General features: G+C 66.3%; 12 protein-coding genes. 4 read left to right on the top strand and 8 right to left on the bottom strand.

From position 1 onward, the window contains the following. Positions 1-172: 172 nt before the first annotated feature. On the top strand, positions 173-1,309 hold the full coding sequence (locus tag GEV05_14805) for a sorbosone dehydrogenase family protein (protein MPZ44641.1): 1,137 nt from the start codon (positions 173-175) through the stop codon (positions 1,307-1,309). Positions 1,310-1,389: 80 nt separating this feature from the next. Next, entirely contained in the window at positions 1,390-2,001 is a 612-nt protein-coding gene (locus GEV05_14800) for a c-type cytochrome (protein MPZ44640.1), read from the top strand. A 147-nt stretch (positions 2,002-2,148) separates the two neighbouring features. Here the strand turns inward: GEV05_14800 and GEV05_14795 are convergent, their stop codons facing one another. The 3 genes from GEV05_14795 to GEV05_14785 form a co-directional block, all read right to left on the bottom strand. Then, the gene (locus GEV05_14795; GenBank protein ID MPZ44639.1) at positions 2,149-3,228 is read right to left on the bottom strand and encodes an AAA domain-containing protein; all 1,080 of its coding nucleotides are present in this window, start codon (positions 3,226-3,228) and stop codon (positions 2,149-2,151) included. 196 nt (positions 3,229-3,424) lie between these two features. Then, positions 3,425-5,266 (bottom strand): DUF3520 domain-containing protein, encoded by a 1,842-nt coding sequence (locus GEV05_14790; protein ID MPZ44638.1) that lies wholly within the window; start codon positions 5,264-5,266, stop codon positions 3,425-3,427. 102 nt (positions 5,267-5,368) lie between these two features. Further along, positions 5,369-6,412, bottom strand: coding sequence for an alcohol dehydrogenase catalytic domain-containing protein (locus tag GEV05_14785; protein MPZ44637.1), 1,044 nt, complete (start codon positions 6,410-6,412; stop codon positions 5,369-5,371). A 41-nt stretch (positions 6,413-6,453) separates the two neighbouring features. On the opposite strand from GEV05_14785, the gene GEV05_14780 reads away from it, so the two are divergent. Together GEV05_14780 and GEV05_14775 are read left to right on the top strand one after the other, a co-directional pair. Then, positions 6,454-8,922, top strand: a complete 2,469-nt coding sequence (locus tag GEV05_14780; protein ID MPZ44636.1) for a molybdopterin-dependent oxidoreductase — start codon at positions 6,454-6,456, stop codon at positions 8,920-8,922. Between the two features lie 107 nt (positions 8,923-9,029). Beyond that, a complete protein-coding gene (locus tag GEV05_14775; protein MPZ44635.1) occupies positions 9,030-10,193 on the top strand; it encodes an alpha/beta fold hydrolase in 1,164 nt (387 codons plus the stop codon). A 269-nt stretch (positions 10,194-10,462) separates the two neighbouring features. Here the strand turns inward: GEV05_14775 and GEV05_14770 are convergent, their stop codons facing one another. The 5 genes from GEV05_14770 to GEV05_14750 are packed head-to-tail and all read right to left on the bottom strand — an operon-like array spanning position 10,463 to position 15,826. Then, positions 10,463-12,784, bottom strand: a complete 2,322-nt coding sequence (locus GEV05_14770; GenBank protein MPZ44634.1) for an amidase — start codon at positions 12,782-12,784, stop codon at positions 10,463-10,465. Between the two features lie 3 nt (positions 12,785-12,787). Further along, on the bottom strand, positions 12,788-13,558 hold the full coding sequence (locus GEV05_14765) for a hypothetical protein (protein ID MPZ44633.1): 771 nt from the start codon (positions 13,556-13,558) through the stop codon (positions 12,788-12,790). A 40-nt stretch (positions 13,559-13,598) separates the two neighbouring features. Next, complete coding sequence (locus tag GEV05_14760; protein ID MPZ44632.1) at positions 13,599-14,426, bottom strand: TIM barrel protein; 828 nt, start codon at positions 14,424-14,426, stop codon at positions 13,599-13,601. Between the two features lie 7 nt (positions 14,427-14,433). After that, the gene (locus GEV05_14755) at positions 14,434-14,847 is read right to left on the bottom strand and encodes a hypothetical protein (protein ID MPZ44631.1); all 414 of its coding nucleotides are present in this window, start codon (positions 14,845-14,847) and stop codon (positions 14,434-14,436) included. 55 nt (positions 14,848-14,902) lie between these two features. Next, positions 14,903-15,826: a cation diffusion facilitator family transporter gene (locus GEV05_14750; protein MPZ44630.1), complete on the bottom strand. Its 924-nt coding sequence runs from the start codon at positions 15,824-15,826 to the stop codon at positions 14,903-14,905. Positions 15,827-15,855 lie beyond the last annotated feature (29 nt).

Raw genomic sequence — 15,855 nt, 5'->3', positions numbered from 1 at the left:
TATGATTTTCGCCCGCTGCAACACCAACAGGAGGTGGGCCATGTCAACCGCAAAGTCGCGTTCTTGCCTTGCTCTCGTCATACCGGTCGTTGCACTGTCGAGCCTGGGATTCGCGCTCGCCGCCTCGGCGCAGACACCGCCGAGCCAGAAAGAAGTCGATCGCCGCACATCGATGGGCGGCTACCATCCGGAACGGATGAAGAACCCGTCTCTCACCGGCCATCCCGGCAAGATGACGGTCACGCCCCCGGAGGAGATCCCGCTCAAGAGCATCCGGGTACCGCCCGGCTTCGAGGTCGAGGTGTGGGCGCACGGCAATCCGGGTGCACGCATGATGGCCCGGGGCGACAAGGGCACGGTATTCCAGGGCTCGCGCACGATCGGGCGCGTGTACGCCACCATGGACCAGGACGGCAAGCGCACGTCGCGCGTCATCGCGGAAAAACTCGTTCAGCCCAATGGCGTGCTGTTCCACAACGGCTCGCTCTATGTCGCGGCGATCAACAAGGTGATGCGCTACGACAAAATCGAGGAGGAATTGGCCAAGGGCAACGTACCGACCCCGGTGGATCTGACCGATGCCTTCAAGCTGCCGCCGGAGGTCCATCACAACTGGAAGTTTCTTGCCTTCGGTCCCGACAAGAAGATCTACATCCCGGTCGGCTCGCCGTGCAACTTGTGCGAGATCAATCCGGGCATCCACGGCCAGATTCGCCGCTACAACCTCGACGGTTCCGGCATGGAGATCGTGGCGCGCGGCGTGCGCAACAGCGTCGGCTTCGACTTCCATCCCAAGACCGGCGAGCTGTGGTTCACGGACAACGGTCGCGACTGGGCCGGCGAAGATGTCTTCGAGGAAGAGCTGAACCGCGTGCCGGCGAAGCTGGTCGGGGCGCATTTCGGCTTCCCGTATTGCCACGCCAATGGGCAGCCGGATCCGGACATCAAGGTGCCGAACGCCTGCAACAACGTCGTCTTGCCGGTCACGACCCTGGGCGCGCATGCGGCCGCGCTCGGCATGCGCTTCTACACCGGCGCCATGTTCCCGGCGGATTTTCGCGAATCCATCTTCGTCGCACGGCGCGGCTCGTGGAACCGCACCGAGAAGTTCGGTTACGACGTAGTCAACGTGCGCGTCGGCGCCGACGGGAAGAACGCCAAGGTGATGCCCTTCATGACCGGGTTCCTCGACAAGCAGAAGAACGAGTTCTGGGGCCGTCCGGTGGACGTACTGCAGATGCCCGACGGCTCGATCCTGGTCGCCGACGAGCAGGTGGGCGCCATTTATCGCGTCAGCTATTCGCGTTAACGAGCAAAGCCCCCCTCTCCGGTTGGGAGGTGTTTGGAGCTCGATCGAGCGTGTCAGGCATTTTTGGAAAGCTCGATAACTTGTTTCGCGTTCGAGCGTGGCGGACGAGCACTGCCCGCCACGCCTTATTCCTGCTCGGCATGGCGCTGGCGTGCGGCCCGTCGGCCGCGCAGAAGAGCGCCGATCCGGCGCGCGGAGCGGCTAAGGCCGCCGCTTGCCTCGCCTGTCATGGCTCGGCCGAAAAGCCCGCACAAGCCGGCGTGCCGCTGCTCGCCGGCCAGCATCACGAATTCCTCGTGCTGCAGATGTTCTATCTGCGCGAAGGGCTGCGCGACGTGCCGCAGATGGCGGGGATGCTCAAAGGCTATGCAGACCGCGATCTCGAAGACGTCGCCGCCTACTTTGCCCGGCAGAGTCTTCCGGGGCGGAAATCCTCGACCAACGGCGCGTTGCGGGCCCGCGGCGAAGACGTGGCGAAGTCGCGCGGATGCAACGGCTGTCACCTCGACGACTACAGCGGACAGAAGCATGTGCCCCGGATAGCCAGCCAGGGCGAAGACTACCTCGTGCTTGCTCTGCAGTCGTATCGCGACAACAAGCGCACCGGCACCGATACGAGCATGAACGAAGCGATGTACCAGGTATCCGACGCGGACATCGCGGCGCTCGCACATTTTCTCGCACACCGCTGAGACGTTCATTTGCGCGCAGCGCGGTATCCGTCTCCGCCGTCGTTCCCGTGAAAACGGGAATCCAGAGCGCCGTCGTTCCCGTGAAAACGAGAATTCGAAATCGATCACTTTTCCTGGATTCCCGCGTGCGCGGGAATGACGGATTGCTCACCCGCCGTCGCGGCTATACCGCGGCTCGTCGAACATCGAGGTGATCGATACGCGCCGGATGCCAGGGTCATCCGCGAGCACGTACAGCACGTCGGTCATGAGCGACTCGAAGATGCCGCGCAGGCTGCGCGCGCCTGCCTTGTACTCGAGCGCGAGATCGGCGATCTGCTCGAACACCACCGGATCGATGGCGAGATCCACACCGTCTTCTCGCAGGATGTCTCGGTACTGGTTGTAGATCGAATCGCGCGGCTCGAGCATGATCCGCACCAGCATGTCGCGGTTGAGATCCTGCAGGCGCGCGACGATCGGGAGCCGGCCGGCGAACTCGGGAATGAGACCATAGGCACGCAGGTCCGTCGGCTTGACCTGCATATTGAGCTTCGTCAGCACCGCCGGATTGTCCGTGCCCGAGAGCGAGATGAAGCCGTACGCCTGGGTGTCGCGCAGGATGTCGTCGAGCCCGACGAACGCGCCACCGCAGATGAACAGCACCTGCGTGGTATCGACGTAGCGACCCTCGCGCAGCCGCACCGGGGCGCCCTCCATGATCTTGAGCAGCGCGTGTTGCACGCTTTCGCCGGATGCCGCGCGCGCATGGCCCGGAACGCTCTTGAGCTTGTCGATCTCGTCGATGAAGACGACGCCGCGCCCGGCCTTCGACGCATCCCCGCTGGCCTTGTCGAGCAGACGCTGCAGAATCGCCTCGATCTCGTGGTTCACGTACTCGGACTGCGCCAGCGACCCGGCGTCGGCGGTCACGAACGGAACGTCCAGCACCCGCGACAGCGTTTCGCACAGCAGCGTCTTGCCGGTGCCGGTCGAGCCGATCAGCAGGACGTTACTCTTGATGAGGGCTGCCGACTGCAGCGCCGTGCGCGCGGACTTCCTGAAGTGCCAGTAGACGGCCACGGCGAGGATCTTCTTCGCCTCGGCCTGGCCGACGACGTGCTGATCGAGCTGGCGAACGATTTCGCTGGGCGTCATGCCGGTGCGTCCTGCAATCGCGAGAGCCGCCCCATCGCGCCTGACGAAGCCAGGCGAGCGTCCGAGGTGGTGGAGAGCCCCGCCTATCATAGCGTGTCGAGCACTTCGAGCAGCACGGCGTTGAAGCGTTCGACGTTCTCGATCTGCGGGATGTGGCACTTTTTCCCTGAGCTGCCTCCGCGGGAGCGACGTAGTCTTCGTCATTCCCGCGCAAGCGGGAATCCAGGGAGCACTTTCTCCTGGGCTTCCGCATCCGCGGGAGCGACGTCGGAGAAATGCAAGCGCTTCAGCGTCCGACGGCGATCTCCTCGACCTTCGGCGCGCGCGTGGTCAGCGCCTGCGCCAGATCGATCAGGCGCAGAAACTCGCCGCGATAGCCGAAGCGGTCCGGACCGACGTTCGCCGCCGCAAGCGCGCGCGCATCGGCCAGCGTCCAATGGCCGGTGTATTGGCCTCCACGCAGCACCTGGCCGAAGCCCGCCACCGCGGCGGCGAAACGCATTTCCGCGCTTGCTTGCGCAATCGGCCTGGCCTCGCCTGCCGCGACCGTCACGTCGATCAGCTCGCTCGTCTGAGCTTGCGGCGCCTTGTAGCGCACCTTCACGTGCGCGAGCTCGCTGCTCGTCTGGGCACTGGCCGCCGGCTGCGGCGCGTAGCGCAACGGGTCGATCAAGCCTTCGCCGCCGGCGAGCGTCAATTCGTACAGGGCGGTTACAGTATGACCCGCGCCGATGTCGCCCGCATCCACCTTGTCGTTGTTGAAGTCCTCGCGATCGAGCAAGCGGTTCTCGTAGCCGATCAGGCGATATTCCTTCACGGCCGCGGGATTGAACTCCACCTGGATCTTCACGTCGCGGGCGATGGTGGCGAGCGTGGAGGTCATTTCGTTCACCAGCACCTTGTGGCCTTCCATCAGATCGTCGATATACGAGTACGCGCCGTCGCCGGCGTCGGCCAGCTGCTCCATCAACTGCTCGTTGTAGTTGCCGGTGCCGAAGCCGAGCGTCGAGAGCGAGACGCCCGACTTGCGCCGCTCCTGAACCAGGCTCTTCAAGGCGCGGAAGTCGGTGATGCCGACGTTGAAGTCGCCGTCGGTCGCGAGCAGGATGCGGTTGATGCCGTTGGGGATGAAGCTTTGCTGCGCCATGCTGTAGGCGAGCTCGATGCCGCTCGCGCCCGCAGTGCTGCCGCCAGCATTGAGCCCCTCGATCGCGGCCAGGATGCGGCTCGTTTCGCTGCCCGAAGTCGGCTGCAGGATGACGGCGGTGCGGCCGGCATAGGTCACGAGCGTGATCCGGTCCTGCGCGCGCAGCTCGCGCACGAGAAGCTTGAGCGCGGACTTGAGCAGCGCCAGCTTGTCCGCCGAGGCCATCGATCCCGACACGTCGACCAGGAACACCAGGTTCGCCGGCGGCAGGCTTTGCTTCGCCACGTCCTGACCCTTGATGCCGATGCGAAGCAGCACGTTGTTCGGATTCCACGGTGCTGCGGCGAGCTCGGTATGCACCGCGAACGGCACGTTGCCGCTCGGCTCGCCGTAGTCGAACGGGAAGTAGTTGACCAGCTCCTCGACCCGCACGGCGTCCGCGGGCGGCAAACGCCCCTGGTTGAGGAAGCGGCGCATGTTGGCGTACGCCCCGGTGTCGACGTCGATGCTGAAGGTGGAAACCGGTGCCTCGGCCACCCGCTTGACCGGGTTGGCGTCGATCGCCTGGTAGCGCTCGCGATCGGCCGGGTAGGCATACGGGTGCGGCTGCACGCGCGCCATCGAGCCGACCGCAGGCGCCGCACTGAGCGCCGCCGGCGCGGAAGGCGCATGCTGACGCTCGAAGTCCATGCGCCGGCCTTCCTCCGCGCGCCGCTTCGGCAGCGGCATCGGCGCGGGCGCGGGCTGCGCAGGAGTGGACTTGGATTCCGGGGCAGGCCTGGATTCAGGGCCGGCCTGAGTCCGATTTTCGCCACCGGTCGCTGTCGGGCTCTGACCGCTCATGGCCGCCGCTGCCTGGTCTTGCGGCGGAACTGCCTTCGGTTGGGTGTCCGACTCCTTGCCGGCCGAGCTCTCTTCCAGCGGCTGGGCGCATCCGGCCAGCAGCGAGAGAACGACCCATACGGCGATCACGCGTTTCATGGCGACACGTCTCCTGTCATGGATGCCGAGCGCGTCGTGCGGATGCACGCGCGGACGGCAACGCCATAAACGCGGGTTGTTCGGAAACGGGTTAAGTGCGCCTCAACCCGCTCGTGAATCGATCACGATGCGCAGATACCCGTTGGGATTGCGCTCGTATTCCTCGAACGCCGCCGGTGCCTGGAGCAAGGGATAGGTGGCGCTGATGAAGCCGCTCACGTCGATCACACCTTGTGCGGCGATCGCGATCACCGCCTCGATGTCGACGGAGGTGAGCGCGCGCGAGCCGACGATGCTCACTTCCTTGTAGTAGAGCGGGAAGGCGCTCACGCCGCTCATCGGCTCGTGGCTCAACGAAAACGAGCAGAAGCGCCCGCCGGGGCGCAGCATGTCGATGCCGGCCTTGAGCGTCTGCGCTCCGCCCGCGGTGTCGATCACCACATCGGCGCCGAGCCCGTGGGTCAGTCGCGTCACTTCGGATGCGGCATCCTCGACGCTGGCCATGACGGCTTCATGCGCGCCCATCGCCATGGCGCGGTCGAGCTTCCAGCGCGAACGCGATACCGCGATCACCGGGCGGCAGCCCGTCAGCACCGCCAGGCGCGTATGCAAGAGACCTGTGGCGCCCTGCCCGAACACGATCACTGACTCGCCGGCCTGCAGATTCGCCCGCACCTGGGCGTGGCGGACGGTCGCGAGCGTCTCCAGCAGCGTCGCCTCGTCCAGTGGCATCGCTTCCGGCAAGGGATAGAGATAGCGCGTCGGGATGCGAACGTACTGGCTGAGCGAGCCCTCGACCTCACGCCCGAAAAGGCCCGCGTTGCGGCACAGATGTTCGTGCCCGCGCTGACAGCAATCGCAATGACCGCAGGTGATGACGGGGTTGATGATGACCGGCTGCCCCGGCCGCAGCCCCGGCGTCTCCGAGCCGAGCGCGGCTACGATGCCGGTCGATTCGTGCCCCAGGACGATGGGATAGCGCAGGTTCTTCGGACCGCCCGTGTACATGTCGAGGTCGGTGTGGCACACCGCGGTCGAGGCGATGCGCACCAGCGCTTCGCCCTCGCGCGGCTGCGGCAGCGGGCGGTCGATCACTTCGAACTTGCGCGGCGCGGCGAGCACCACGGTGGTGGACTGCTGCGACATCAGGAACCTCTGTCGAACCCTGGATTCCCGCCTGCGCGGGAATGACCGTGCTTCGCTGCATTCACGCCCGGAGCGGGAATGACTCGGTGCGTTGCTTCCATGAAGAGGGGAACCCAGGCGATTCGATGCGAGGGCCTGGATTTCCCGCCAGCCGCGAGAATGACGAGCTTCGATTGTACAAGCATGCGGTCCATCGGCTGCGGTGGAGCCGGGAGCCAGGATGCGATGCCTGGCTTCAATGCAGGCCAACAAGGTCGAGCTGTTGCCGCCCGGCTTGGGCCGGGAGCCAGGATGCGATGACTGGCTGCAATGGCATGGCGAGCGACGCCGATCTCCAATATGATCGATCCAGACTTTCAAGGCGCAGAGAGGTCGATCGCACCATGGAGAAGCTTCCTTTCACGCTCGCCACCAACACGCGGCTCGACCGCTGGGTGCGCATCCACGGCGACGGCACGGTGAGCGTGCTGACCGGCCGGGTCGAGATCGGCCAGGGCATCGTGTCGGCCATGGCGCAGATGGCTGCCGACGAGCTCGACGTGGCGCTGGAGCGCGTGCGCATGCCAGCCGTCGACACGACCCGAAGCCCGGACGAAGGCACGACTTCGGGCAGTCGTTCGGTGGAAGAAGGCGGCACGGCTTTGCGCTACGCGTGCGCCGAAGTGCGCGATCTGTTGCTGCAGACGGCCGCGCGCAAGCTCGGCACGACGCTGGAAAGCCTCACGGTCGAGGACGGCACCATCCGCGTGCGCGGACGCGACGATACCGTCACGTACTGGCAGCTCGCGCCGCACCTCGATCTCGCGCGCGACGCAATCGGGGATGTGCAGCCGAAAGCGGCCGGGGCCCTGAAGATCGTCGGACGCGAAGTCAAGCGCGTCGACATCCCGGACAAGCTCTTCGGCGCCGCCTACGTGCACGACCTGGAGCTTCCCGGCATGCTGCACGCGCGGGTGGTGCGCCCGCCCTCCTACCGCGCGCGCCTGCAGGCGGTCGATCTCGAAGCGGTCCGTGCGCTGGCGGGCGTGGCAGCGGTCGTGCGCGAAGGCAGTTTTCTCGGCGTGGTCGCCAGCCGCGAGGAGCAGGCGATCAAGGCCGCCCAGGCGCTGGCGAAGTCGGCGCGCTGGACCGAGCAGGCCGACCTGCCGGATGTCGATGCGCTGCCGGCTTTTCTTTCGAGCCAGCCGACCGACGATGAAGTATTGAGCGAGTCGTCGCTGCCGACCGGGTCGCCGGTGCGCGAGCTTGCTTCGGACTACAGCCGGCCGTATCTCGCGCATGCCTCGATCGGTCCTTCCTGCGCCGTCGCGCGCTGGAACGCGGACGGCACACTCGAGGTGTGGTCGCACTGTCAGGGACCGTATCCGCTGCGCGACGAGATCGGCAGAATCCTCGGCATCGATCGCGCGAGCATCGTCGTGCGGCACATGGAAGGCGCCGGCTGCTACGGTCACAACGGCGCCGACGATGCCGCTTTCGATGCAGTCATCATTGCGCGCGCACTGCCCGGCAGACCGGTGCGGCTGCAATGGACGCGCGAGGACGAGTTCGGCTGGGAGCCGTTCGGTCCCGCCATGTTCGTGCGCATGCGCGGCGGGGTCGACACGTCCGGCCGGATCGTCGGCTGGCAGCAGGATCACTACACCAACCGCCATGTCTGCCGCCCCGGGCGCCATCCCAACCCGGGGCTGCTCGCCGCCTGGCATTTCGACCAGGGCCACGAGCCGCCGCCGACCATCGATTTGCCGCTTTCTTCCGGCGGTGCCAGCCAGCGCAACGCGGTTCCGGGCTACGTCTTTGCGAACCACCGCGTCGTCAACCATACCTTGCGCACGATGCCGGTTCGCGTCTCGACGCTGCGTGCGCTCGGCGCTTACATCAACGTCTTCGCCATCGAATCGTTCATGGACGAGCTCGCTGCGGCGGCCGGCGTCGATGCGCTCGAGTTCCGCTTGCGCCATCTCGACGATGCGCGTGCGCGGGCCGTGCTGGAAGCAGTCGCCGAGCGCGCGGGCTGGCACACCCGTTCTCATGCCGATCGCGACCGGTCGACCGGGCTCGGCATCGGCTATGCCCGCTACAAGGGACTCGGCAACTATGTCGCCTGTATCGCCGAAGTCGTGGTCGAGCGCACGGTGCGCGTGGCGCGCGTGTGGACCGCGCTCGATTGCGGCCGCATCGTCAATCCCGACGGCATTCGCAACCAGGCCGAGGGCGGCATCGTGCAGGCGACCAGCTGGACGCTCAAGGAGCAAGTGCGATTCGACCGCACGCGCATCACCAGCCGTAACTGGGACGAGTATCCGATCCTCACCTTCGCCGAGGCGCCGCAGGTCGAGACCGTGCTCATCGACCGGCCGGAGGAAACTTCGCTCGGCGTGGGCGAAGGCATGGCGGGCCCGGCCGTGGCCGCGATCGGCAACGCGCTCGCCAACGCGCTCGGCGTGCGCGTGCGCGATCTGCCGTTCACGCCGGAGCGCATCGTTGCGACGATGGGAAGCGCCGGATAGCGCCGCTGAATTTCTCCGTCATTCCCGCGCAAGCGGGAATCCAGGACTGAGCCGTAGGCTCCCTGGGCTTCCGCTTGCGCGGGAACGACGCATGACCGGAGCAAGCAATGACAAACCAATCCACCTGGACCGAGCACTTCCCCGGCAACGTGCTCTGGTCGAACGCAGTGCTGATGACCAAGGCAATGGCGCCTTACGGCGGATCGGTGGCGCTGGGGGAGATCGACGAGGTCTGCCAGCGGCTGATGGACAAGCAGATCGATCACGAGGCGTGGCAGCAGGAATGGTGCGCGCTGGGCGCGCGCCTGGAGAAGGTCGCCGACCAGGCAGCCGCCGAAGGCCGCCAGCACACGGCCGGCAACTACTACCTGCGCGCGGGCATGTACTACTTCACCGGCGAACGCTTCGTGCCGCCCGGGCCGCTCAAGCGCGAGATCGGGCGCAAAGCGCTCGAGTTGCATCATGCGGGGCTCCTGCGCCGCTATCCCAACATGGAGAAGGTCGAAGTGCCGTTCGAGGGCAAGACGCTGCCCGCGCTGTTTCTGAAAGCGCCAGGGGTGTCTGGGCCGCGGCCGACAATCGTCGTGTTCGACGGCATGGACAACTGCAAGGAGATGAGCGTCCTCTTCAACGGGCTCGAATTCGCCGCGCGCGGCTGGAACACGCTCGCGATCGACGGCCCGGGCCAGGGCGAATCGCTGCGGCTGCGCGACATCTACGCGCGCCACGACTACGAGGTGGCCGGCACGGCTGCCTACGATTACGTCTCGAAGCGCGTTGAGGTGGATCCGGGCAAGGTGGTAGTCATGGGTTACAGCTTCGGCGGCTACTATGCCGGGCGGGTTGCCGCGTTCGAGCAGCGCTACCGCGCCGGCGTTGCTTTCGCCGCTTTGCACTGGGACTTGGCGGCGTGGCAGCGCGAAATCAAGCGCCGCCACGAGCAGGACCCGACCACCACCGCGCAGTCCAACTTCCATTTCCGCTGGATCATGGGCTGCGAGACCATGGACGAGGCGATCCGCAAGGCGGAGAAGTTCTCGCTCGCGCAGGTCGCATCACGCATCACGATGCCCTTCCTCATCGTGCACGCCGAGACCGACAAGACCGTGCCGGTCGATTCGGCTTACAAGCTATACGAGGCGATCGCCTCGCCGCAAAAGCACCTGAAAATTCTCAAACCCGAGGACGGCACGCGCTACCACGTGCAGGCCGACAATCGTCAAATTGCGGTCGACTACATCGCGGACTGGATCTCGGCCACGCTCGCCTGAGCGCGGATCAGTTCACCTGCGCGCCGCTTTCCTTGACGACCTGCGCCCATTTCTTCGCTTCCTGGCGCGAGAACTGGGTGGTATGGTTTTCCGAGGGGCCGGTCGCGACAAGATCGCCGGCGAATGGGTCTCATACGACCGAAACCACACCACCCCGCCCGCTGGCGCGGGCACCCCTCCTCGTGAGAGGAGGGGAAAACAAGACAAACGCCCCTCCTCGTCGAGGAGGGGCGGGACGCGACAACGTCGCGGACGGGGTGGTCCCGAGCCTACGACACCGGAAGCGGTCCGAAAGCGGGCGGCGGCACGCGCCGCCGCGAAGCCTGCTCATAGGTCGCGGCGATCCTGAGCACGCTATCTTCCTTGCCCGGCTCGGCACGAAACACCAGCGAGAACGGCAGACCCGGCTCCGCCAGCGCGGCGGGCTCCTCCGTTGCCACACCGACGTAGCGCGTCGCGTCGGCGCTCAATGCGAATACCGGGTCGTAGGCGACCTTCACGTATCCCGCCGGAACGAGCACCTCGGTAAGCCCGGCGTTGGGACCGTATTGCGATTCGTTGCGAAGCTGCCCGATCGGGCCGGGCACTTCCGGTCCGCCGATCTTCGCTGGCGGCAGCGGCGTATGCAGCCGCACCAGCACATCGAGACGATTCTCCAGGATGACCATCATGTCCGCGCGCCGCAGCAGCTCGCGCAACATGATGCGCTCGTTCACGCCCTGGCGGCCGCTCAATGGATTGCGCGGATCGGCGATCTCTTCCCAGTTACGGAACGCGGCGCGCCCGTCGTCGCCCCAGAATTTCGAGCGCGCATTGAGGTTCGGCCAGTCGACCAGTGTTTCGCTGTAGCCGAGCGCGCTCCAGTCGGCGGCGCGCCGCGAGAGGTATTGCTTGATGTGATAGCGGAACGTCGGTGCGAGCTCCTGCTGCTGCACGGTCGCGATGTCGAGATTCGCCGGCGGGTCGATGAGCCCGTCGGCGAGCGCGACGCAGTAGTCGATCGGCTGCATCGAACCGGTGCCGAACACTCGGCCCGGTGCGAACTCGGTCGGCACGATCGCTGCCGCAACCTCCGGAAACACCGGCTCGCCCGCGGCAGTCAGGCGAAACAGGATGTCGGGCATGAACACCGGCACCAGCCGTGCAAGCGCGCGCGTGAAGTCGACCGCCATCGGCTCGATATCCGGATCGGGCTGCCACAGCCGATGCGACGATTCCACCAGCGTCGCGCCCAGCTGAGCGCCGAGCACGTCCTTGATCTCGCGCGCCGCGGCGGTGATGATCGGCTCGGCTGCGTTCGTGCCGGGATTCAGCATGGACTCGCGCACGATGCCGACGCGCATGTCCTCGAGCGATGGCAGCGGCACGGCATGGGTCGCGTAGCCTTCCGCAAGCACCGACGAGCGCGGCACCGTGGTGTACGGATCGCGCGCATCGTAATAGCCGTCGACCGGGTCCTTCAGCGCGTCCAGCACCTTCGCGCAATCGGCCAGCGTGCGCGCAAGGATGCCGGTGCGGTCGCAGTAGATGTCGGCGCCGATCGCACCGCCGTCGAACCCCAGCATCGCCTTGTGCGGCAGGATCAATGCGCAGGCGCTGTGGTTGGCGGGACCCCGGCACGACGCGCGCGTTTCCTCGCCCAGGCTCACCATGACGAGATTGGCGCTGACCGACACACCCGAGCCCGAGCTCGACCCGAGCGAAGCCGCGCGTGAGGTGTCGTAGACGTTGGACGGATTGCCGCTCCAGCTGCTGCGCTGATAGCCGAGCACCGACGGCAATACCTTGCGCGGATGATGGCGTCCGCCCGGATTGCCGGCGCGTCCGTTGTACTCGGTGTTCACCGCCTTGGCATAGACGATCGCACCCTTCTTGCGCAGTTGCTCGACGAGCACGTGGTCGCGTGCGGGGAAGTCGATGTCGTAAGCCGCATCGCCGCCGCCGGTGGTGCGCATGTCGCGCGTATCGAACGGGTCCTTGAGCGACACCACGACGCCATAGAGCGGCATTTCGTCCAGCGGCGGATTGCGCCCGTAGGTTCGATCAAACTCGGCCGCCTGCTCGAGCGCATCGGGTTGGCGGCGGAATTGCTCGCACACGGGCGGCGCGCCCGGCGGCAACGGCCCCGAGTCGGGATGCCGGTCGTAATCGCCGCGGCAGGTCACCGAACGCTCGCCGCGAATGTTGAGCGTCGCCAGTGCATTCAGCTGCCCGGCGTTCGGCTTGCCGACGATCATGCCGTATTGCTGCGCGACCGACGGGTCGGACGCGGTAGGCTCCATGCGGCCGAATTCGAGCGGCGGGCCGCGATAACGATCGAGATCCGGCAACAGCGTGGAAGCCGTGACGGTGTCGCTCGGAAAGCGCACCGGCGCGCCCGCGCGCACGGCGCCCGGTGCGGGCTCGATCGGCTTGCCGTCCTCGGTGACCAGAACGCTGGCTACGCCGTTGAAGGCCCGCGCGCGCGCAAGATAGCGCTGCACGACCTCGACGCAGGTGATCTCACCGGCGCGAATGGCGCGCTGCAGATCCTCGATCGTCGCCTCTTCGAGTCGGAACGATGCTTGCGCCGCTGACGCTCGAGCCGGCACGGGTCACCCGGTCGCCAGGCCCTTGCGCGCGATGAACTCGGGGAAGGCCTCCTTCGCCTTCGCGCCTCGCAACACATGGGTGGTGTAGTCGACCTCCGCCTTGTGCTGGGCATCGAGTCCCATCGTCATCTGCTGCAGCATCAATTGCTTGATGCCCACGACCGCGCCGCGGTGGTTGGCGGCGATCGTCTTCGCCAGCGCCATCGTCTTTTCGCGCAGCTCGCTGCGCGGCACCAGGTGATTCAGCAGCCCGATGCGGTAGGCTTCCTCGGCTTCCACGATTCGAGCCGAGAACAGCAACTCCTTGGCTATCGGCCAGCCGACCTGGTTGGGCAGGGTCCAGGTGCTGTTGATCCGGCCATATGCGGCGGCGAGAAAACGAAACCGGGTGCCTTCGCAGCCCATGCGCATATCGAGCGAGGATGCGAGCACTGCGGCGCCGCCATAGGCGATGCCATTGATCATGCCGATCGTCGGCTTGGCGCAAGCGGAGATCTCGAAGCTGCGCTGCGAGTTGCGCATCGCGTCGCGCTCTTCGTCCGAATAGCGCGCATCGTCCTTCAATTGCTCGTGGATGTCGCCGCCGGCCGAGAATGCACGCTCACCAGCCCCCGTGATCACGATGCAACCGATCGCATCGTCGGCCTCGAACGCTTTCACCGCGTGGTGCAGCTCGTGGCTAAGCTTTCGGTTCATCGCATTCATCTTGTCGGGTCGATTCAGAGTCACGACCCCCACGCCGTCTTCCACTTCCGCCACAATGTGCTCGTACATGATCGTTCCTCGGTGAATTGGCTCGTTTTAGAAGTCGGCCTCATGGCGCACGTTCGGACTCCCGCAGCAGCGAACGGGTCGCCTGCAGCGCTTCACGTGCGACCTCGACCGGCGGACGCGCCCACTGCAGCGGGTTCGGCGCCTCGTAGCTCAAGTATCCCGCATAACCCTTCTCGGCCAGCAGGCGGAACACCTCCAGCCAGCGCACGCAGCCCTGTCCGGGCGGCAGGCGATCGGTGGGACGGCGCTCGTTTGCAGGCGCGCCGGCAGGCACGTCGCTGTACTGGAAAGCGAAGATCTCGCGCGGCGCCATTGCCGCGAAGCTGCCCCCACCGTCGCCGCAGCGCTCCATGTGGTAGGTGTCGAGCAGCAGGCCGCAGCTCGGATGCGCGGTCGCCGCGACCAGGTCGCGGCCCACCGCGAGACGATTGATGACCGGGTGCTGGGAGTTGAACTCGAGCGCCAGGCGCACGCCGTGGCGCTCGACCACCTCGCCCGCCGCCCGGAAATTCGCGACCGCGGTCTCGAGCGTGCCGCTGTTCTGGCCCGGCGCGATCATCACCAGCTCGCAACCCAGCGCGCGGGCGTTGCGGCACGTCAGATTGAGCATCTCCAGCAGCCGGTCGCGCTCGCCGCCTTCAGCGAACATGAGCCCGTACTCGGTGCCGATACAGGCGACCTCGAGCCCCGACGCTCGCACCAGCTCGAGCACCTGGGCATTGTCGAGGCCCGCTTCCTGGCAGCGAACGAAGTCGATGCGCCGCAACTCGACCCCGTTCCATCCGGCCTGCTTGCAGGCCGCAAGCGCTCCAGTAAGCGGCGTGGTATCCAGGGACCAGGTATGAAGCGCGAGCCTGTCTTCGAACATGCCTGCCTCAGGGTATCTGAATCTTGCCGCCACCCGGCACACCACCGCCGCCGAGACCACCCATGCCGCCCATCCCGCCCTGCGGCACGACGATCGACGAAGCCGCTTGCCGGCGCATCTCGTGCAGATCGTGCATGGTGCGCTCGATTGCATCCTTGGCTTCGGCGCCGAACTTGGCTGCGGCCTCGCCCAGATCCTTGGCCTCGATCTCGAACGAGATCGGCAACGCGCCGACCGAGGTCATGACCTGGGTTTCGCCGATATAGGACACGGCGCGGGTCGTATCGATAGCACCCTTGCCGTTCACCGGCGTGAGCCGCCGGATGGTGCCGACGCGCCGATCGGTAAAGACCTCTTCCAGGTGCAGGTCATCGGGGTCCATCTTCACTTCGGTCAAGCGGTCGTCGGGTCGGTTGGCCATGGTCGTAGCCTCTGGTTACACGAATTGGTTAGCGTAGCAGAAAGCGGCCCGATGCTCACTCGCGTCCGGGGAGCGCCTGAGCCTGCGCCGCGGCACCAGGGCGAATCTCCCGCGGTTCGACGTGGATGACCACCGATGCATTCGGCAGCGCGCCCTGGATCGCGTGCTCGATCCGGTCGCACAAGCCGTGCGCATCGCTTACCGCTGTGGCGCCGGGCACCAGCAGGTTGAACTCGATGAAGCGCCGAGCGCCCGCCTTGCGGGTGCGCATGGCCTGGTATTGCGCCTGCGGTGAAATATGCGCGTCAACGACCTGCTCGATGCGCTCGATTTCCTCGGCCGGCAAGGCGGTATCCATGAGACCGTTGGTCGAACGGCGCAGCAGATCGATGCCCGTTGCCACGATGCGCAGCGCGACCGCCACCGCCAGCAACGGATCGAGGATGTGCCAGGCGGGCATGAACCACACGAGCAGCAAGCCGGCAACGATGGCGGCAGTGGTCCAGACGTCGGTCATGAGATGCTGGGCGTCGGCCTCGATGGCGATGCTGTCGTGGCGGCGCGCGCCCTTCAGCATCAGGTGCGCGGCGGCGTAGTTCGCTGCCGCCGCGATCACTGCGATCGCCAGCCCGATGCCGAGATGCGCGAGGGGCTGGGGCGAGAACAGGCGCGGGACCGCCGCATACACGATGGAACCGGCGGCCAACAGGATCAGGACGCCCTCGACCCCGCTCGCGAAGTATTCCGCCTTGTCGTGTCCATACGAATGATCGGCATCGGCGGGACGCGCGGCGATGGTGAGCGCGCCGAACGCAATCATGCCCGCGGCCAGGTTGACGAACGCCTCCAGCGCATCCGACAGCAGGCTCACCGAGCCGGTCAGGAAATAGACGCCGAACTTGAGCGCGAGGGTGACGAGCGAGGTGGCGATGGACAGCAGCGCGAACCGCCGCGGCGATTGAAAATCGAGCGAGCTCATGGGAAGGCGCCTCACGCAACCGCGAATAG

It is taken from the genome of Betaproteobacteria bacterium (assembly GCA_009377585.1).
GTDB lineage: Bacteria > Pseudomonadota > Gammaproteobacteria > Burkholderiales > WYBJ01 > WYBJ01.
The sequence above is the reverse complement of the archived record's forward strand: the minus strand, read 5'-3'. Positions and strand labels throughout refer to the sequence as shown.